Source organism: Psychromonas sp. KJ10-2 (genome assembly GCF_047323255.1).
Classification (GTDB): Bacteria; Pseudomonadota; Gammaproteobacteria; order Enterobacterales; family Psychromonadaceae; genus Psychromonas.
The window spans coordinates 2,490,511-2,511,145 of sequence record NZ_CP178827.1 but is presented as its reverse complement, the minus strand read 5'-3'; the positions used below and the strand labels follow the sequence as shown (position 1 = coordinate 2,511,145).

General features: G+C 38.7%; 18 protein-coding genes and 2 pseudogenes. 10 read left to right on the top strand and 10 right to left on the bottom strand.

The window, feature by feature from the left end:
* Nucleotides 1–486 precede the first annotated feature (486 nt).
* The 9 genes from phnD (at nt 487) to ACLKL2_RS12025 (ending at nt 8,141) form a co-directional block, all read left to right on the top strand.
* Entirely contained in the window at nt 487–1,428 is a 942-nt protein-coding gene (gene phnD, locus ACLKL2_RS12065; protein WP_113820067.1) for a phosphate/phosphite/phosphonate ABC transporter substrate-binding protein, read from the top strand.
* A gap of 52 nt (nt 1,429–1,480) precedes the next feature.
* Entirely contained in the window at nt 1,481–1,840 is a 360-nt protein-coding gene (locus tag ACLKL2_RS12060) for an ATP-binding cassette domain-containing protein (protein WP_413691847.1), read from the top strand.
* Nucleotides 1,837–2,214: an ATP-binding cassette domain-containing protein gene (locus tag ACLKL2_RS12055; protein ID WP_413691846.1), complete on the top strand. Its 378-nt coding sequence runs from the start codon at nt 1,837–1,839 to the stop codon at nt 2,212–2,214. The genes ACLKL2_RS12060 and ACLKL2_RS12055 overlap by 4 nt, the downstream gene beginning before the upstream one ends.
* Nucleotides 2,214–3,002 carry a phosphonate ABC transporter, permease protein PhnE gene (gene phnE, locus ACLKL2_RS12050; protein WP_113820069.1) on the top strand — a complete coding sequence of 263 codons (789 nt, stop codon included), beginning with the start codon at nt 2,214–2,216 and terminating at the stop codon, nt 3,000–3,002. Before ACLKL2_RS12055 ends, phnE (ACLKL2_RS12050) begins: the two co-directional genes overlap by 1 nt.
* Entirely contained in the window at nt 2,990–3,802 is an 813-nt protein-coding gene (gene phnE / locus ACLKL2_RS12045; RefSeq protein ID WP_413691845.1) for a phosphonate ABC transporter, permease protein PhnE, read from the top strand. Before phnE (ACLKL2_RS12050) ends, phnE (ACLKL2_RS12045) begins: the two co-directional genes overlap by 13 nt.
* A 634-nt stretch (nt 3,803–4,436) precedes the next feature.
* Nucleotides 4,437–6,335: a PTS mannitol transporter subunit IICBA gene (locus tag ACLKL2_RS12040; protein WP_113820071.1), complete on the top strand. Its 1,899-nt coding sequence runs from the start codon at nt 4,437–4,439 to the stop codon at nt 6,333–6,335.
* Between the two features lie 78 nt (nt 6,336–6,413).
* Entirely contained in the window at nt 6,414–7,556 is a 1,143-nt protein-coding gene (locus ACLKL2_RS12035; protein ID WP_113820072.1) for a mannitol-1-phosphate 5-dehydrogenase, read from the top strand.
* Between the two features lie 52 nt (nt 7,557–7,608).
* On the top strand, nt 7,609–7,872 hold the full coding sequence (locus ACLKL2_RS12030) for an MltR family transcriptional regulator (protein WP_413691843.1): 264 nt from the start codon (nt 7,609–7,611) through the stop codon (nt 7,870–7,872).
* Nucleotides 7,809–8,141 (top strand): MltR family transcriptional regulator, encoded by a 333-nt coding sequence (locus ACLKL2_RS12025; RefSeq protein WP_413694313.1) that lies wholly within the window; start codon nt 7,809–7,811, stop codon nt 8,139–8,141. Before ACLKL2_RS12030 ends, ACLKL2_RS12025 begins: the two co-directional genes overlap by 64 nt.
* Before the next feature lie 103 nt (nt 8,142–8,244).
* On the opposite strand, the gene hslU is transcribed toward ACLKL2_RS12025, so the two are convergent.
* From hslU to lysA, 10 genes and pseudogenes are all read right to left on the bottom strand, one after another.
* Entirely contained in the window at nt 8,245–9,591 is a 1,347-nt protein-coding gene (gene hslU, locus ACLKL2_RS12020) for an ATP-dependent protease ATPase subunit HslU (protein WP_413694312.1), read from the bottom strand.
* Between the two features lie 8 nt (nt 9,592–9,599).
* The gene (hslV, locus tag ACLKL2_RS12015) at nt 9,600–10,148 is read right to left on the bottom strand and encodes an ATP-dependent protease subunit HslV (RefSeq protein WP_113820075.1); all 549 of its coding nucleotides are present in this window, start codon (nt 10,146–10,148) and stop codon (nt 9,600–9,602) included.
* A 139-nt stretch (nt 10,149–10,287) separates the two neighbouring features.
* Nucleotides 10,288–10,496: pseudogene (locus ACLKL2_RS12010) on the bottom strand (SPOR domain-containing protein).
* A gap of 317 nt (nt 10,497–10,813) precedes the next feature.
* Nucleotides 10,814–12,562, bottom strand: a complete 1,749-nt coding sequence (argS, locus tag ACLKL2_RS12005) for an arginine--tRNA ligase (RefSeq protein WP_413691842.1) — start codon at nt 12,560–12,562, stop codon at nt 10,814–10,816.
* A gap of 128 nt (nt 12,563–12,690) precedes the next feature.
* The gene (locus tag ACLKL2_RS12000; RefSeq protein ID WP_113820078.1) at nt 12,691–13,146 is read right to left on the bottom strand and encodes a hypothetical protein; all 456 of its coding nucleotides are present in this window, start codon (nt 13,144–13,146) and stop codon (nt 12,691–12,693) included.
* A 206-nt stretch (nt 13,147–13,352) separates the two neighbouring features.
* Nucleotides 13,353–15,517 (bottom strand): annotated as a pseudogene (gene uvrD / locus ACLKL2_RS11995) (DNA helicase II).
* Between the two features lie 95 nt (nt 15,518–15,612).
* Nucleotides 15,613–16,320 carry an HAD-IA family hydrolase gene (locus tag ACLKL2_RS11990; protein ID WP_113820080.1) on the bottom strand — a complete coding sequence of 236 codons (708 nt, stop codon included), beginning with the start codon at nt 16,318–16,320 and terminating at the stop codon, nt 15,613–15,615.
* A 13-nt stretch (nt 16,321–16,333) separates the two neighbouring features.
* A complete protein-coding gene (gene xerC, locus ACLKL2_RS11985) occupies nt 16,334–17,233 on the bottom strand; it encodes a tyrosine recombinase XerC (protein ID WP_413691841.1) in 900 nt (299 codons plus the stop codon).
* Nucleotides 17,234–17,287: 54 nt separating this feature from the next.
* Nucleotides 17,288–18,115 (bottom strand): diaminopimelate epimerase, encoded by an 828-nt coding sequence (dapF, locus tag ACLKL2_RS11980; protein WP_413691839.1) that lies wholly within the window; start codon nt 18,113–18,115, stop codon nt 17,288–17,290.
* 57 nt (nt 18,116–18,172) lie between these two features.
* Nucleotides 18,173–19,435, bottom strand: a complete 1,263-nt coding sequence (gene lysA / locus ACLKL2_RS11975; RefSeq protein ID WP_413691837.1) for a diaminopimelate decarboxylase — start codon at nt 19,433–19,435, stop codon at nt 18,173–18,175.
* A gap of 692 nt (nt 19,436–20,127) precedes the next feature.
* Between lysA and coaD the strand changes: the two genes are divergently transcribed.
* Nucleotides 20,128–20,619, top strand: a complete 492-nt coding sequence (gene coaD / locus ACLKL2_RS11970; RefSeq protein WP_413691836.1) for a pantetheine-phosphate adenylyltransferase — start codon at nt 20,128–20,130, stop codon at nt 20,617–20,619.
* Nucleotides 20,620–20,635: the final 16 nt, after the last annotated feature.

Here is a 20,635-nt window from a genome sequence, read left to right as displayed (position 1 = left end):
TAAATTAACCCACTAATTTTAATTATTGAAACAATTACTTATCTAATACCAATCATACTAATTAACTGATCTACTTTACTTGTTAAAATAACTTATTTCTTCGTTGTAAATTTAGTAAAGGGAACAGCCATTAAGGAATGAATATCTTTTCGTTCACTCTCCGACAGATGATTAACGAAGTTAACCATCGATAGGCTCTATTCACGTCTTAAACTGAGTCATTTTTTCTCCGCAAAATTTAGATCACTTATTTAATATAATTGGTATAAAACCACTCTCAAACTAATTCGACCTTCCTATATTAAAAGGCTCCTTATTACATTTTTATTGTTCTATTTTGTTTTTATGATGTTCATATACCTGTCACATAATCGCAGTAATATCTTCACGAATTTATCAAAATAATTAAATAAATTAAAATTAATGTTAATAAAATCAGTTGTTTAGTTTATTTGTTTTTTAAAGTTTAATGTTAGGAGTTTTTGTATGAAACGAGTTCTTAGTTTAGTGGCTGCTTCTGTACTATCTATTAATACTGCTTCTGCAGCATTTTCATTGGATAGTCGTTATACAGATAATGATAATGATTTAGTGGCAGATATCCCTACCGATAAATCTAAATTAAAAGATCCAAGTACGTTAATATTTGCTTATACTCCGGTTGAAGACCCTGCGGTTTATGCTGATGTTTGGTCTGGTTTTTTAGAACATATGGAGAAAGTGACTGGTAAAAAAGTAAGATTTTTCCCCGTTCAATCCAACGCAGCACAAATAGAAGCTATGCGTGCTGGTCGTTTACATGTTGCTGGTTTTAACACTGGCTCTAACCCATTAGCGGTTGCTTGTGCTGGTTTCCGTCCCTTTACTATGATGGCAGCAAAAGATGGCTCTTTTGGTTATGAGATGGAAATTATCACTTATCCAAATTCAGGCATTGATACTCCAAGTGATATTAAAGGCAATAAATTAGCCTTTACTTCACAAACTTCTAATTCAGGTTTTAAAGCACCTTCTGCTATTTTAAAAGCAGATTTCGATTTAATTGCTGATCGTGATTTTGAACCTGTTTTTTCAGGCAAACATGATAACTCTATTCTAGGCGTTGCGCATAAAGATTATCCTGCAGCGGCAGTGGCTAACTCTGTATTGAAACGAATGATTTCTCGCGATGTTATCAATCAGTCGCAAATCAAATCTATCTATAAATCTCAGACTTTCCCTACTACGGGTTATGGTGTTGCAAATAACTTAACTCCTGAGTTACAAGCAAAAATTAAAGAAGCCTTTTTCACTTTTAATTGGGAAGGCAGCAAACTGCAAAAAGAGTTTAGTAAAGAAGGACAATTCTTACCTATTACTTTCAAAAGCGAGTGGGAAGTTATTCGCAAAATCGATACAGCAAACGGTGTATCTTACACCTGTCAATAGGAAAGCTTGTGCTTAAAATTGAACACTTAAAAAACAATATAAAAAAGGGCCCTTGGTATTAAACGATATTAACCTTGAAATTCCAGAGGGGCAGATTGTAGGGCTTATTGGACCAAGTGGCGCTGGTAAGTCGACCTTAATTCGCTGCATTAATCGTTTGATTAAGCCCTCTTCGGGGAGTATCTCCTTAGATGGCACAAACCTTAGTGAGGCATCTCCTAAAAAAATTCGTCAGCAAAGACGCTACATTGGCATGATTTTCCAAGAATATGCATTAGTTGAAAGATTAAGTGTGATGGAAAACGTACTGTCGGGGCGTCTTGGTTATTTGTCTTTTGGCAATCCTTTACCCGCCGTTACCCGCAAAAAGATATTGATAATGCATTCGATTATTTACAACGCGTTGGTTTGATTGATCATGCTAATAAACGTGCGGATGAATTATCGGGAGGGCAGCGTCAACGGGTAGGTATTGCGCGAGCGTTAGCACAAGATCCTCGTTTATTATTAGTGGACGAACCAACAGCGAGCTTAGATCCTAAAACTTCACGTCAGATCATGCGCTTGATCCAGTCTATTTGTCGTGAAAAAGGTTTACCTGCGATTATTAATATCCACGATGTGCCATTAGCGATGCAGTTTGTTGACCGAATCATTGGTTTACAAGGTGGTGAGATCGTATTCGATGGTCAGGCAAGTGAGTTAAATGAACAGGTATTAACTCGCATTTATGGTGATGAAGATTGGCAACCTGCAGATGAGCAACAAGATAAAGGGGATGATTGATGCGTCACTGGGAAAGGCCACATTATATTGTTGCCAGTAAGTTTTGGCGCTTATCACTTTGGTTGTTGTTTTTTGTTTATCTAGTGATAGGTATTGGTAGTATCGATGTTAACTGGACACGAGTCTATGAAGGCTTAGAAAGGGGATCGAACTTTTTATCAGCCTTTTTACATCCAGACTTTATCACTCGATCTAATGATATTTATGCTGGAATATTAGAGAGTTTAACGATTACCGTTACCTCAACGGTTGCTGGGATATTGTTATCAATACCATTTGGTATTGGGGCTGCTCGTAATATATCAATTAAGCCTATTTACTTATTTTGTCGTGCTTTCATTGCAGTATCCCGCTCAATGCAAGAGGTGATTGTTGCTATTTTCCTCGTTGCGCTATTTGGTTTTGGTGCTTTTGCTGGGTTTTTAACATTAACCTACGCAACCATTGGCTTTTTGGGGAAATTACTTGCCGAAGAGATTGAAGGGATTGACCGTAAACAATTAGAGGCGATCAAATCTACAGGCGCTTCATGGTTACAAAGCATCCATATGGCTATTTGGCCACAGGTTATGCCACGTATGGTTGGCTTATCTTTTTATCGTTTTGATATTAACTTTCGAGAATCTGCGGTGATTGGGATTGTTGGAGCAGGTGGTATTGGGGCTACATTAAATACAGCCATTGATCGCTATGAGTATGATTCAGCAGGTGCAATTCTATTGTTGATTATCATTATAGTGATGATTTGCGAATACCTTTCAGGGTGGATTAGAAAATGGATCAGTTAACACAACATACATTATGGCAGTCGAATATTCGACGCAAAAACTGGCTTGTATGGGGTACTTGTTTTGTCTTAGCATTGTTAACCGTTTATTGCTGGTCAATCATGAATGAAGATACTATTTGGGAGTTTGTTTATGATGCGCCAGAACAAGGGGCAGATTTGGTTAGTCGCATGTTCCCACCTGATTGGTTTTATATTAATAAGCTGTATAAAGCGTTATGGGATACCATTAATATTGCTACCTTAGGGACTTTATTAGGGTTAATCATAGCTTTACCTGTGGCATTTTTAGCGGCGCGCAATACCACACCCTCGGTATTATTTGTTAGACCTATAGCCTTATTTATTATTGCGGCATCACGCTCTATTAACTCGCTAATCTGGGCGCTGTTATTAGTTATGATATTAGGCCCTGGCATTCTTGCTGGAGTATTAGCGATAGGGTTAAGGTCAGTTGGTTTTATTGCCAAACTCTTTTATGAAAGTATTGAAGAGATCAATGCCACTAGTGTGGAAGCGATTGAGTCTACTGGTGCCTCACGCTTTCAAGTGATTAACTACGCGATTATTCCGCAAGTGTTACCGGCTTTCTTAGGGGTAATTATTTTCAGATGGGATATTAATATTCGAGAATCAACGATTCTAGGGTTAGTGGGAGCAGGCGGTATTGGTCTATTCCTCTCATCATCTTTAAATGTATTAGCTTGGCCACAGGTAACGTTAATTATAGTGGTTATACTCGCCACTGTGATTGTGTCTGAGTTTTTATCTGCCAAGGTAAGGGCATTATTAATTGGTTAACTAATTAGCCGCCTAGTTTATTTATTTCATATCCATGACGACTAGACGGCTTTTTCACTCCTGACATCCACTTTTCAATTTTTCAGATTACTGTTTATTTTCTTCTGTTATTGGTTTTTATTAGTCATATTGGATAGAAATTTTATGTCATAAAAATGTAATGAAGTCAGTAGCTGAAAGGGGTTAATAAGTTATTGTGATTTGTATTTTCTGTTAAATGTTACGTTTTGTAACCAGTCAAATTACCTGTAATAAAATTACAAGTTTAAGAATTCAGTGAAAATAAAGAGATCTACATCACTCTAATTAATTGTAATCGGATTTATTGCATAATTTAATGAGACATACGTCTCTTTTGTGATATTTTCCCCGCATGCTAAACGTGATTAAAATCACTGTTTTTAGTGCGTGAATTTTTATATTTACAATTTGTAACAATAGTACACCCAATTTAAGTGACTTATGTATCAAAAGTAGGGCAGTTGCCGAGCTTTTAGTGATCATCTTCACAGCAATTGTGTGGCTATTCTATATTTCTTTTTATGTGCTAAATTAATTGTATCAAACCTAAATACCGCAGTTTTAACGGACTGTTAATTAACATTATTAATAACAAAATGAACGGGGAAATGAAATGATATCATCCGAAGCTAAAATCAGAGTACAGAACTTTGGTAGGTTCCTATCAAATATGGTTATGCCAAACATTGGTGCGTTTATCGCGTGGGGTTTTATTACTGCACTCTTTATTCCTACAGGTTGGTTCCCTAATGAGCAATTGTCTCAATTAGTAGGTCCAATGATTAAGTTCCTACTTCCTTTATTAATTGGTTATACAGGTGGTAAATTAATCGGTGGTGATCGTGGTGCGGTTGTTGGTGCTATCACTACTATGGGTGTTATCGTTGGTACTGAAATTCCAATGTTCCTAGGTGCGATGATTGTTGGTCCTCTAGGTGGTTACGCAATTAGCAAATTCGATAAAGCGGTTCACGGTAAAGTGAAAAGCGGTTTTGAAATGCTAGTAAACAACTTCTCTTCAGGTATTATCGGTATGATCTTAGCGATCATCTCTTACTACTTGATTGGTCCAGCTGTAAACGTTCTTTCTGAAGGTCTAGCTGCAGGCGTTAACTTCCTAGTTGAAGCTGGTCTATTACCACTGACTTCAATCTTCGTTGAACCAGCTAAAATCCTATTCTTAAACAATGCGATTAACCACGGTATCTTCTCGCCACTTGGTATTCAGCAGTCTACAGAACTAGGTCAATCAATCTTCTTCCTTATCGAAGCAAACCCAGGTCCTGGTCTAGGTCTATTACTTGCTTACATGGTATTTGGTAAAGGTACTGCTAAACAAACTGCAAGTGGTGCATCTATCATTCACTTCTTCGGTGGTATCCATGAGATTTACTTCCCATACGTGTTAATGAACCCACGTTTAATCCTTGCTGTTATCGCAGGTGGTATGACTGGTGTATTCACGCTAACACTATTCAATGCGGGTCTATTATCTCCAGCATCTCCAGGTTCTATCTTCGCAATCTTACTATTAACACCTAAAGCATCGCTAATTGGTGTTGTGTTATCAGTAGTTGCATCTGCCGCTGTATCTTTCCTTGTTGCTTCAGTATTAATGAAAACACAAAAAGATTTAGGTGAAGATGAAGGTGATAAACTTGCTGAAGCTTCTAACCAAATGAAAAACATGAAAAACGCTCCAGCTGCTGCTGCACAAGGCGGTGCTGACGTTGACATGGGTAAAGTAAACAAAATTATTGTTGCTTGTGATGCAGGTATGGGTTCTAGTGCAATGGGCGCAAGCTTATTAGCGAAGAAAGTTAAATCTGCAGGTCTAGATATTAGTGTAACTAACTGTGCGATTAACAACCTGCCAGGTGATGTTGATATCGTTATTACACATAAAGACTTAACGCCTCGTGCAATTAAGCATGCTGGTCAAGCTAAGCACTTATCACTAACTAACTTCTTAGACAGCACGTTATATGATGGATTAGTATCTGAAATCATCGCGTCATCTGATACGCCTGTTGCTGCACCTGCTGCTGCGCCAGTTGTTGAAGAAGCGTCTACAGAGAAGCCAGTGTTTGAGCTAACAGCTGAAAACATCCACCTTGGCCTTAAAGCTGAAAACAAAGAGCAAGCTATCCAGTTCGCCGGTGAGCAACTAGTTAAACTAGGTTATGCAGAACCAGCTTACATCGAAGGTATGTTTGAGCGTGAAAAATTAGTTACAACTTACCTAGGTGAATCAATTGCGGTTCCACACGGTACAATTGAAGCTAAAGAAAGCGTAATCAAAACGGGTATCGTTGTATGTCAATACTCTGAAGGTGTACTGTTCGGTGATGACGAAGATGACATTGCTAAACTAGTTATCGGTATCGCGGCTAAAAATGATGAGCACATTAGTGTTATCACAACCATCACTAATGCATTAGATGATGAAGAAGCTATCGAAACATTGATCAATAGTAATGATGTTCAAAAAGTATTAAGTATATTAAGTTAGTCAGCTCTGGCTTAAATTAAAACGCTGGTCTTTACCGGCGTTTTTTCGTTAAATATTCTTAAAAAGAAGGAAAAAACAATGAAATCAATTCATTTTGGCGCGGGTAACATTGGTCGTGGCTTTATTGGCAAACTATTAGCAGATGCAGGAATCAAAGTAACATTTGCAGATGTTGATGAGAAAGTGATCAACTTACTAAACTCATTGAATACATACAATGTGAAAGTAGTAGGCGCAGAATGTAAAACAGAAGTTGTTTCAGGCGTAAACGCAATCAACTCTACTAGCGATGACCTAGTAGGCTTAATTAGCGAAACAGACCTTATCACAACAGCGGTAGGTCCAAACGTATTAGTTATTATTGCAAGCAAGTTAGCAGAAGGCCTAGCGATGCGTTTTGAAGCAAACAATGAAGCATTCTTAAATATCATTGCTTGTGAAAATATGATTCGTGGTACTAGCTTCTTAAAAGCTGAAGTATTCAAACATTTAGATGAAAAATATCATGCACAAGCAGAACGTTTAGTTGGTTTTGTTGATTCAGCGGTAGACCGTATTGTCCCACCTTCAGAATCAGATGATCCGCTAGAAGTGACAGTAGAAAGCTTCAGTGAGTGGATTGTTGATGAACAACAGTTCCGTGGTGAAGTTCCTGTGATTGAAGGTATGCAAAAAACTGACAATCTAATGGCATTTATTGAGCGTAAATTATTTACCTTAAATACTGGTCATATCATGACTGCATACTTAGGTGCATTAGCTGATTACGCAACAGTAAAAGATGCGATTGATGATGAAGCTATCTGTGCGCAAGTTAAACAAGCGATGCAAGAAAGTGGTGAAGTACTGATCAACCGTTACGGTTTTGAGCGCGAAGCACATAACGCTTACATTGAAAAAATCATTGGTCGTTTTGCTAACCCATTCTTACATGATGAAATTGACCGCGTAGGTCGTCAACCAATCCGTAAGTTAGGTGAGAACGATCGTCTAGTTAAACCGCTATTAGGCACCATTGAGTACGCGACAGCGAATGATATGTTGTTAAAAGGTATTGCTGCTGCATTTAAATATACAAACAGCGATGACCCACAAGCAATCGAGCTACAAGCGTCTCTGCAAGAGATTGGATTCTTAGCAACATTGTCTAAATACACTGGTTTAGCAGAAGATAGTGCTGAAGCAATCAAGATTGAGAAGCTATTTCTAGCAATGGCTTAATAAAACAGTTGTGTGGGGCAATTGTCCCACATAACCCTAATTAGCTGAGCTTATGTCGAAACAACTACAAGAAAATGAAATACTAGAATGTTTAAATGAAAGTGCGACAGCTCGCGGCTTTTTTATCTCTACTGTTGATATTTTTGAACAGCTTATACAAGCATTAATTGAACGTATTTTTTTAAAAGATGATTTTGCTGTGCAATCTGTTGTTGGCCCATTATTAACTAATTCTGGTCCACTTGGTGAGTTATCAGTTCGTTTAAAGTTATTATTCGGGTTAGGGGCGATCCCCATCTTGTTTATCAAGATATAGAGAGCCTTATTAAGCTGAAAAACTTACTGAGTAACGATAGCGCTGATTACCACTTTACTGATGCCCCTATCGCAGAAGCGATTAAGTCATTACATCTATCTAAAAATATGAATCTAGCGATTTTTGATGCAGTCAAAGCAACGCAAGATGATGTAGATTTAATCTTTCATAAAATGCAATTAGAGAGACAACAACAGGTGATTAAATCCTCCTTAGCGTTGGAAATTATCTCGCTTTGTGAAACCTTAAATAAAGAAAGCCCGTTTTAAACGAAGATCATAGTATTTCTTATCTGATAGTAAAAAGCCCCTAATAACTAAGTTATTAGGGGCTTTTTTATAACTTAATACTTAATTAAGTTATAGTTGGTCTTTATAGGATGTAACGTGTTAAATCTTCATCCTGAACCACTTCATCAAGCATATTGGCAACGTAGGCTTCATCAATGGTAATCGACTCTCCTGAACGCTCTGTGGCTTCATATGAAAGTTCATCCATAATATGTTCCATCAAGGTATGTAAACGACGTGCACCGATGTTTTCAGTGGTCTCATTTACTTGCCATGCAGATTTAGCAATCTTGTTAATGCCGCTTTCAGTAAAGTTGATGCTAACCCCTTCTGTTGCAAGTAACGCCTGATATTGCTCACTCAGTGATGCTTTTGGCTCTGTTAGGATACGCGCTAAATCTTCTTCACGTAGCGCTTCTAACTCAACACGAATAGGTAGACGACCTTGTAACTCAGGGATCAAGTCAGAAGGTTTAGCTACTTGGAACGCACCAGAAGCGATAAATAACATATGGTCAGTTTTCACCATACCGTGTTTAGTTTGTACTGTTGAGCCTTCAATTAATGGTAATAAGTCACGTTGTACACCTTCACGTGATACATCTGGACCGGATGACTCACCACGTTTACAGATTTTATCGATCTCATCGATGAAGATGATACCGTTATTTTCTGCTGCGTAGATCGCTTTCTCTTTTAAGTCTTCTTGGTTAAGCAGTTTTGATGCTTCAGATTCAACTAAGGCTTTTAACGCATCTTTAATTTTCATCATACGTTTCTTAGACTCTACTTTGTTACCTAGGTTTTGGAACATACCTTGTAGCTGGTTAGTCATCTCTTCCATACCAGGAGGAGCCATAATCTCAACACCAATTTGTGGTGCAGGCACATCAATCTCTACTTCTTTATCGTCTAATTTCCCTTCACGTAATTTTTTACGAAAAGATTGTCTAGCTGGGCCTTCTTCAGCAACTTCAGAGCTATTTACGTCCCATTCTGTTGCTGTTTTAGCTGGTGGAATAAGAATATCTAATATGCGATCTTCCGCTAAGTCTTCCGCTTTAGCTGTTACTTTTGCTAATTCTTGCTCTTTAGTGATTTTGATTGCAGCTTCAACAAGATCTTTAACGATACTTTCTACTTCTTTACCAACGTAACCAACTTCCGTAAATTTAGTCGCTTCTACCTTGATAAAAGGGGCATTAGCCAGTTTTGCTAAACGGCGAGCAATCTCAGTTTTACCCACACCTGTTGGACCGATCATCAAAATGTTTTTAGGCGTTACTTCATGACGAATATCTTCGCTCAACTGCATACGGCGCCAGCGATTACGTAATGCGATAGCGACTGCACGTTTTGCTTTACTTTGGCCAATGATGTGGCGATCCAATTCCTGCGCGATTTGTTGTGGAGTCATATTGTTAGTCATCATAAATCCTATTTTGTAGTAGCTACGTCGGTATCTGTATCAATACATTCGATAGTTTGGTTTGAATTGGTAAATACACAAATGTTACCGGCAATTGTTAATGATTTTTCAACAATATCTTGTGCAGATAATTCAGTATTTTCTAGTAAAGCCATTGCAGCTGATTGTGCAAAGTTACCGCCAGAGCCAATGGCAATTAAGTCATTTTCAGGTCTTACTACATCACCGTTACCAGTAATAATGTAAGAGTGCTTTTTATCAGCCACCGCCAGTAATGCTTCTAATTTCCTTAGCATACGATCCGTTCGCCAGTCTTTTGCTAGTTCAACCGCTGCGCGTTCTAAGTTACCTTGGTGAGCTTGTAGTTTTGCTTCAAAGCGCTCTAATAGAGTGAAGGCGTCCGCAGTACCGCCAGCAAAGCCAGCAATGACTTGATTGTTGTACAGGCGGTGTACTTTACGTGCATTACCTTTCATTACCGTGTTACCAAGTGATACCTGACCATCACCACCGATAACCACTTGATTACCGCGACGTACAGAAACAATAGTAGTCATATTGATACCTTTTGTTGTTTATTAAATAAATGAAGATGCCATTTTTGCAGGCTTGATATCTATAAGGTGGGGCAGATTTTATTGAATTCAAGGGAAATAGATAAAGAAAAGGAGAACCTAAGTTCTCCTTTTTTGATGTTTAACGCCAAAACCAGATTTGGCAGCCATTAATTTTTGCGCGCTGTAATTGGTGACGTTGTTTTTCAGCCAGACGTTTACGCTCGTATGGCCCTAAAATAACGCGGTACCAGTTACCAGTTTTTTCACTATGCTGTTTAAACCTTGGAAAGCAATTTTGGCTTTCAGCGACTCAGCATCACTCTGATTTCTGAATGAACCACATTGCATTTGATAAGGTCGAGTTGGTTTTTCTTCAACCGGAATATCAACCTTCACTTCTTTGGTTTTTAAAATATCAACATAGTCCCACTTAGGTTGTGGCATCTCCGGCAGTGTTTCTTCGGTTTTTGCCGTACTTTTAGTGGTCTGTTTTTGTACAACGGGTGGTTTATCAACCGCAAATACAAAGTAGCTAATAAACGCGATCAATAAAATGGCAATAAAGCAGGCAATATAAGGAAACCCTTGTTTAGTTTGCTTACGCGTATTACCTCTTTTAGTTGCGCCCCGTTTAGCGGGTTTTCTACGTGTGACTCTTGGCATTCTTACATGCGTTCCAATGTGTTAATGCCTAGTAATGCGAGGCCTTGTTGTAAGGTTTTTGCTGTTAACCCTGCTAGTTTTAAACGGCTTTGTTTTTGTGTTTCGTTTTCGGCGATTAGAATCGGGCAAGCTTCGTAAAAACTTGAGAATAAACCTGCTAATTCAAATAAGTAAGCACATAGGTAATGCGGCATACCTTGTTTACCTACTTGATTAATGATTTCATTAAATTGCATTAATTTATTAGCGAGGTCTTTCTCTTTTTCTTCAGTGAACGTCACGTCAGCGGTAATACTATCAATCGCGATACCTGCTTTATTAAAGATGCTCGCGACACGCGTGTAAGCATATAGTAGGTACGGTGCTGTATTACCTTCAAAACTCAACATGCTATCGAAACTAAAGGTGTAATCACTGGTACGGTTTTTAGAAAGGTCGGCATACTTAACCGATGAAATACCCACTACAGAGGCAATATGACGTAACTCTTGCTCTGCCATATCTTGGTTTTTCTCTTTCACTAACTCGTAAGCACGTTCTTCAGCTTCTGTTAATAAATCAGCTAATTTAGGTGTTGAACCCGCACGTGTTTTGAATGGTTTGCCATCTTCTCCCATTACTGTACCAAAAGGCATATGTTCAAGAGAAGTGCCCACTTTTACAAAGTCAGCTAAACGAGCAACTTCAAATACTTGTTGGAAGTGTAAACCTTGACGTGCATCTACAAAATATAATACGCGATCAGCATTTAACGCTGATTGACGGTAACGGATAGCAGCTAAGTCAGAAGTGGCGTATAAGAAACCACCATCTTTTTTCTTGATAATAACTGGTAATGGTTCCCCTTCTTTATTCTTAAAGTTATCTAGGAAAACACATTTTGCACCTTGGCTTTCTTGCAATAAACCTTTGCTATCTAAATCTGCTACGACTTGTGCTAGGTCATCGTTATAAGCACTTTCACCACGAACATCATCTAAACCTAAGCTCACACCCATGCGCTCGTAGGCTTCTTGACAGTGAGAAATACTGATCTCTTTAAACTCTTTCCATAGTGCTAAACATTCCGAGTCACCGCTTTGCAACGCAACCACTAGGTCACGTGCACGATCAGCAAACTCTTCTGATTCGTCAAAACGACCTTTAGCTGCACGGTAGAATACTTCCAGATTGGCTAGATTTTTGTTGATCTCTTCACCCTTAGCACGTAACTCTTCCATGTAAGCGAGCAACATACCAAACTGCGTTCCCCAGTCCCCTACATGGTTTTGACGAACCACTTTATGTCCTTGAAATTCTAAGGTACGGGTTACTGAGTCACCGATGATGGTTGAACGTAAATGACCAACATGCATCTCTTTTGCTAAGTTAGGTGAAGAGTAATCGATGACCACCGTTTGTGGCGTTTCTGTTAATTCAACGTTTAAACGTGAATCAGAAAACGCGCTATCTACTTGTTTTTCTAAATAGTTAGGGTTGATGAAAAAATTGATAAAACCAGGGCCAGCGATTTCAGTTTTAATCACTAACTCAGAAGCTGGTAAGTTTTTTACTATTAACTCAGCTAATGCACGTGGGTTTTGTTTAGCTGGTTTTGCTAGCATCAATGCAAGGTTGTTAGCAAAGTCACCGTGTGATTTGTCTTTAGTGCGATCAATAGCGATACGAGGTTGAACATCGGCAGGTAAAAGTTGTTGTGCTTGTAAAGAAGCCACTGCTTGTTCAAGTAGGTTTTGGATTAATGCTTTCATGTATAACTCACTAATTGATTCGGACAAATAAAGTAGTGAGATTCTACCGTTTATCTAAGGTGAAGACTAGGAAGTTAATTCAGTTCAACACCTTAAAAGTTAAAATAATGATTAAATTTACAACGCTTTTAAATATATTCAAACTCATGGCTGGCCATCACTACCTGATACAGCATCTCTTCCTCTTGTGAGGTTAATCCTTCTAATGCACTTTCTGCTTCAGGTGTACTGCTATTGATAGCGGCAGCTTGCATCGCATCAATGAGTTGCATATCTAATTGAATGGCTAGCGTGACAACATCTTCTAAGGCTAATTCAGGTTGAAACTTAAGTTCTTTACAGCGCTGTGGGAAGCTTTGGTCGAATATGTCTTCTAACCAGGCATTTAATAAACTCAATGGCGCTTGTTGGACATATTGGTGTAGGTGGCAGTATGAGAGTTGTTCTTTATTTTTCATATATTCTAGTAAGAGCTTTACCTTTTCATCGTTCGCCTCAAGGCTTAACCTTTGGTAAAGCTCGGCTAATGCTTTATGACAATCTTCAATGTATAGTAAAAAATCTTTGATCAGTTTCACGCGCATAACAACCTCCTGAATTTTACTCCTTGTTCTGTTCAAAAAACAAACAGAACTTGCTTATCATAGCGAGTTTTAAGGATTAAGCGAGAAGTTATATTGGATATGTGATGTGTTATGCTTTTTATAAACAGGGTAAGTAACTAAAAGGTTTTCTTAACTAAAGAAAACCTTATCAATCTAGATATGTTGGTATTTTTTGCTGATGGAAATTAAATGACTTCTAAACGGGCATAAGTCGTCATTAACCATTTGCTACCCACACCCATAAAGTGTACTTGTAAACGGCTGTTCTCTCCGCTACCTTCTTGCGCGGTGATAGTTCCTTCACCAAACTTAGCATGTCTTACTTGTTGGCCTAACTTAAAGCCTTGAATATCTTGTGTTATAGAGAGTTTAGATTGTTGGACTTTAGGCTCAGCTCGACGTACTTGAGTTTTCATACGCACATAATCTACATTTTCATCGGGTAACTCACTAATGAAACGTGATGGAGCATGAAACTTCTCTTGTCCGTATAAACGTCTACTTTCAGCATGGCACAAAGTTAATTTAATCATAGCGCGCGTCAAACCGACGTAACATAGGCGGCGTTCTTCTGCCATACGTGTTTCATCGGTTGCTGATTGTTGGCTGGGAACATGCCTTCTTCAACACCAACAATAAATACCTGTGGGAACTCTAAACCTTTAGCTGCGTGCATCGTCATTAATTGCACTGCATCTTCAAACTCATCAGCTTGGTTGTCGCCTGACTCTAAGGCTGCATAAGCAAGGAAGGCTGTAAGTTCTTCCATTTCTTGCTCTTCTTCAGGAATAACAAAAGCTTTAGTAGCAGAAACGAGCTCTTGTAAATTTTCAATTCGACTACGTGACTTTTCACCTTTTTCAGCTTCAAACATAGCCACTAAACCGGAATGTTGAGTGACGTGATCTACTATTTGGAAAAGTGGTAATTCTGACGTTTCTTCTTTAAAACGATTTATTAAGGTTAAGAAACCGTTTAATGATGATTTTGCAGCGGCGCTGAGTAAGTTATTTTCTATTAAGTGCTGACTCGCCTGCCATAGTGTATAACCTTGCTCACGAGCACAAATTCGTATTTTATCTAAGCTGGTATTACCAATTTTTCGCTTTGGTTTGTTAACAATACGTTCGAAGGCGGCATCATCTTGATGGTTATTCATTAAACGTAAGTAAGCAATGCTGTCTTTAATTTCTAAACGGTCAAAGAAGCGTTGTCCGCCATAGATATGGTAAGGGATCTGCTGCGCCATTAACTGTTCTTCAAATAAGCGAGATTGTGCATTACTGCGGTATAAAATGGCACATTCACTTAATTTATTACCAGCGTTTTTCCAGGTTTGTAGTTGGCTCGTCACATAACGTACTTCATCGTAGTCATTAAACGCACTGTAAATGGAAATGGGTTCACCATCTTCACCGCTGGTCCAAAGCTCTTTACCTAATCGATCACTGTTATTTTGGATCAACTGGTTAGAGGCTTTTAGGATATGACCCGTTGAACGGTAATTTTGCTCTAAACGAATGGTAACCGGTGAATTTTTCTCTTTTAAGAAACGTTGGATGTTTTCAATATCAGCGCCACGCCAGCCATAGATAGATTGATCATCATCACCAACAATGGTTAAGTAATTGCCATTGTCTGTTAATAGCGTTAACCAAGCATATTGTAATTTATTGGTATCTTGGAATTCGTCTACTAATACGTGCTGAAAGCGTTGTTGGTAATGTAATAACAGGGCTGAGTTATGTAACAATAATTCATGTGCGCGTAATAATAGCTCTGCAAAATCTACTAATCCTGCTAAGTCACAGGCAGCTTCATAGGCTTGATAAACCTGTAAACGTTGTTTCTCTTGTAAACTAAACCCAGGATCGATATGTTTCGCGCGTAAACCTTCATCTTTTTTATCGTTGATGTACCACTGTAGCTCTTTAGGCGGGTAGTACTTTTCATCAAGATCTAGGCTTTTTATGATACGTTTGATCATCTTTTGCTGATCGTCACTATCAATAATTTGAAAGTGCTCTGGTAATTTTGCTTCTTGATAATGCAAGCGTAATAAACGATGTGCTATTCCGTGGAAGGTGCCGATCCACATACTACCAATCTGTTGTGGGCAAATATCAGCGATACGTCCACGCATCTCTTTGGCTGCTTTGTTGGTAAAGGTTACCGCTAAAATGCCGTAAGTTGGAATCTGGTTTACTTGCATTAACCAAGCTATTCTATGGGTTAATACTCGTGTTTTACCACTGCCTGCGCCTGCTAATACCAGCATGTTTTGTTCTGGTGCAGAAACCGCTGCGCGTTGATGATCATTTAAACCATCGATTAGGTAAGATACGTCCATAGAAAAGCCTGTTTATTTATTCAGTAGATAAGAACTATACCGAAACATAGATTAAATGTGAATGATCTATGTCGCGGCGTATATGTTGTGTGTCTTTATAATAACTTGAGGAGATCTTGGAGATCAGTCATTTCGATAGTCGGTAGCAGTTTTGCTCCATTTAGGGCAGACCCTTGAGGATTAAACCAAACCGCTTGAGCATCGTGCTGTTGCGCACCAAATACGTCACTATTTAGGTGATCACCAACATGTAATAAGTCGCTGATCTGAATACCTAATTGATCCGCAGCTTGTTGAAACAAGGCAATATCAGGTTTGCTTTTAAAACCATTACCCGCTTTTAAAACAAACTGGAATTTATCCTGTAGCCCTATTTTTTCAACATCAACATTGCCGTTGGTGATGGCTACTACAGGGTAGTGCTTAGCAAGTTGTTGTAATAGTTCGATGCTTTGATTCGGTACATTAACTTCACTGCGTAATGCTATGAAGATTTGTAATGCTGTTTCTGAGTAAGTAATAGCATGAACAGGTGCGATACCATGTACTATCATCACTCGTTGAATCGCAGCTCTTCGCCATGCAGTGACATCGTGCTTTAAGCTTGGATCTTCTTTAACCATTAATGCTTTATATAGATTCCATCTTCTTTCATCTAACTCAGCTAACTTTTCATAGGTGTTGTTAAGGTAGGCTAAAAATTGTTGTTCTGCTTTTTTGATGACCGGTTCGTTGTCATACAAAGTATCATCAAGGTCGAAGCTAATCGCTTTAAATGGACGGAGTGTTTTATAAAATATCATCGGTTATCCCATCTTATTTTTTACGTTTAGCGCGTGGGTGTGCTTTATCGTAAACTTCTGCTAAATGTTGAAAGTCTAAATGTGTATAAATTTGAGTGGTCGCCAAGTCAGCATGCCCTAATAGAGTTTGTACTGCTCTTAAATTGCCGCTCGACTCTAACATGTGCGTTGCAAAGGAGTGACGTAGCTTATGTGGATTCACATGGCTAGGTAAGGATTGCTCTAATCCCCATTTTTCCATACGCATCTGCACACTACGAGTAGAAATTCGCTTTTTCTGTTTTGATAAAAACAGTGCTTGCTCACCCGGCTCTGCAAAGTCGGGTCTGACTTTTAACCATAATTGCATGGTTTCAATTGCAGCTTTGGTGATCGGTAATAGTCTTTGTTTGCTGCCTTTACCGGTGACCATGATCTCTTTAGCGGAGAGCTTAATATCACCTAAATTGATATTCACTAATTCACTTAAGCGTAAACCAGATGAATACATCAACTCCATCATACAATGATCGCGTAGAGTGAGTGGGTCATCGCCATCAATATCTAATAGCTGATCCATATCATCTACGCTGATATTTTTAGGTAAAGGTTTATCTAACTTAGGCGCAGAAACCCCTTTGGCAGGGTTAAAGGTCAATAGACTGTTCTTTACCATATATTCAAGGAAAGAGCGTAAGGCAGAGAGTTTGGTTGCGATCGAGCGCGCTTTAATGCCGTTTTGGTTTAACTGTTTGGCTAATAGACGTACTTGGTGTGTATCTAAAACTTGCCAGCTTTTTATCTGTTGTTCGGTTAATAGATCGATAAATTCATTAAGATGGCGTTGATAGTTATTTATGGTGACCGGGCTTAACCCGCGTTGACTGGCAATGTGAGTTAAAAAGCGTTGTACGTCAGGTAATAATGGATTCATAGTAAACCCTAGGTTGAAGAAAAGTGCAGTATTGCTACTACACTTGAGCAAAGGTTATATTTGAATTTGTCCATCAAATACAAAGTCTGCAGGACCGCTCATGCGAACGCTTTGACCTGGTTGCCAGAAAAAGCGTAACTCGCCACCTGGTAACTCGATGCGACAATGTGTATCTAGTTTATTTTGTAATTGACCGACAACGGCAGCTGCACATGCGCCAGTACCGCAGGCAAGTGTTTCACCTACACCACGTTCCCAAACGCGTAATTTAGCAAACCCACGGTCAACCACTTGCATAAAGCCAACGTTTACCTTGTTCGGGAAACGTTCATGTACTTCTAGTAGTGGGCCTAAGGTTTCCACGGGCGCCGTATCAATATCATCAACTAACACTACGCAGTGCGGATTCCCCATAGACACAACACCACATAATACTGTGTGATCAGCAACGCGAAGAATGTAAGTCTTTTCCTCTTTTTGCGCTTCAAAAGGCACTTTAGCTGGTTCTAAAACAGGTTTCCCCATATCCACAATGATGTTGCCATCTTGCTCTATTTTGAGCTGAATTTTACCCTTTGCGGTACTCACGTTAATGACACGCTTTTGAGTTAACCCTTTTAACTTTACAAAGCGTGCAAAACAGCGTGCGCCGTTACCACATTGTTCAACTTCACTGCCGTCCGCATTAAAAATACGGTAATGGAAGTCTAAGTCTGGATCATAAGGAGGCTCAACCATTAACAGCTGGTCAAAACCAATACCAAAGTTACGGTCTGCTAGCTTAGCGATCGTTTCTTTAGATAAAAATACATTCTGCGTAACATTGTTAATGACCATAAAGTCATTACCCAAGCCATGCATTTTAGAAAACTCAATATTCATTATTTACCTTCAAAATAGGGGCATTACTCACCCCTAATGTATTGGGTCAATCTTTCACTAAGGTAAAACGTGCTCACCGCGCCATAAATCGATATGTTTTTCACGTTGGCGAACAACAAAGGCTTTATCACCATCAACCATGATTTCAGCAGGGCGACAACGAGAGTTATAGTTTGAACTCATTGTTGAGCCGTAAGCGCCTGCACTACGTACCGCCAAGTAATCACCTTCAGCAATGGCAAGTGAACGTTCTTTACCTAAGAAGTCACCTGTTTCACAAATTGGACCTACGATATCGTAAACACGTGTTGGACGTTTTTCAGGATCATCAAGTTTGTTATTTGTCGGAATGATATTTTGCCATGCACTGTATAGCGCAGGACGGATCAAATCATTCATTGCAGCATCAACAATAGCAAAGTTTTTGTAGTCATTAAGTTTTAAGAATTCAACTTTTGTGACTAAAATACCTGCATTAGCCATGATTGCACGACCTGGTTCAAAGATAAGTTTTAACTGGCGACCATTCATACGAGCGATTAATGCTTGCATGTATTGTGCTGGTTCTGGAGGTGTTTCACCGTTGTATGGTACACCTAGGCCGCCACCTAAATCTAAATGTTTAATGTTGATACCTTGTGTTGCTAGGTCATCAATCAGCATGAGCAGTTTATCTAAGGCTTCAATGAAAGGTTCAATCTCAGTTAATTGAGATCCAATGTGGCAATCCACACCTTTCACTTCTAAAAATGGTAGTTCATTAGCTAGGCCAAATACTGTTAACGCTTGCTCTATCTCGATACCGAATTTGTTTTCTTTTAAACCAGTCGAAATATAAGGGTGTGTACCAGCATCAATATTAGGATTAATACGAATAGAGATAGGTGCTTTAGTTTTCAAGCAACCCGCTACTTCATTGATACGGTATAACTCTGAGATCGACTCAACATTGAAACAGTAGATACCTGCTTGCAGTGCCGTAGAGATTTCAATTTCTGTTTTACCAACACCAGAGAAAACCACTTTTTTAGGGTCGCCACCGGCTTGAATAACACGTAGTAGCTCACCAACAGATACAATATCAAAGCCTGATCCTAAGCGAGCCATTAGATTTAATACACCTAAGTTTGAGTTCGCTTTTACGGCATAACAGATTAGGTGAGGGTGATCGCCCGCTGCTTGATCAAAGGCATTCCAGTGACGTTCAATAGTCGCACGAGAATAAACGTATGCAGGCGTTCCAGATTTTTTGATGATATCTTCAATTGCAGTATCTTCTACTAATAGACGGCCATCGCTATGGTAATTAAAATGATCCAATGTTAAATCCTTTTTTGTTCAGTTTGTTATCACTGCCTTTGAGCATACTTATTGTGAATTATTTAAGGCATCTGTAGTGGTGTCAGTTACGTTATTTTGTTGTGTTTCTGTTTCTTGTTGTTGTGGCGCTTCTTGATAAAGAGGCCCTTTCATACCACAACCAACTAAAAACTTGAAAAACACAGGACTATTAACGATAAATAAAGATTTTTCATACCTTATCCTAGTCAAATATTTTTAGCCCTCTATAATCGCATTTCATGGTTAAAAAGCAAAGGAGAAGTAAATGCCCGATGATGAATTTATCGAATTAGCTGACCCCTTGTTGTAAAAATTTGAAAAATACAGTGCTGATATTGATGATCGTCACCTTGTTCAAGGTTGATTTTATTTTTATTAGTGTTGATGGACCAACAATCTAGCGAAACAATGTGTTTCGATTTTAAGAGCACAAAACTATGTTCAAGTTATTTTTTTATATCCTTTTATCGCACTAGTATGCATTTGGCTAAGCAGTGATGTTGAGGTTGATACCTCTATTTATAAGCTAGATGATAATAGTGTCTCCATTGAATTCCCTAAAGCTCGTTTTAGAGAAACCGGATCTGAACCTTGGTTTACCTTTTACTGGCAAGTGGACCACGAAGCGCAATTCTCCGAAACATTAATCGAATTAGAATAGAGGGATACTAATGAAAACAGTTGTTTTTCCAGGGTCTTTTGATCCCGTCACTAATGGACACCTTGATCTTATTTCAAGAGCTAGCAATCTTGCAGATAAAGTGATTGTGGCTGTTGCAATGAATGACAGTAAAAATCCTTTTTTTAATCTAGAAGAGCGTTGTGCTTTGTTGAAACAAGCAACACAGCATATTGAAGGGATTGAAATTGTGCCATTCAGTGGTTTATTAGCTGAATTTGCGAAACAACATCAAGCAGAAGCACTTATCCGAGGTATCCGTGGTGGTACTGATGCTGATTACGAAATTCAGCTCTCACAGGTGAATTTCACCTTGTACCCGCAATTAGAAACTATCTTATTACCCGCTCACGCACGTACTGCTTTTATTTCATCAACTATTGTTAAGGAGGTGTTTAAACATCAAGGTGACATTAGCTTATTAGCACCGGAGTGTGTCCAACAAGCTTTTAAGAAAAACAATAAAAATAAAATCTTACTTTAAAGTCATGCCATAGGAA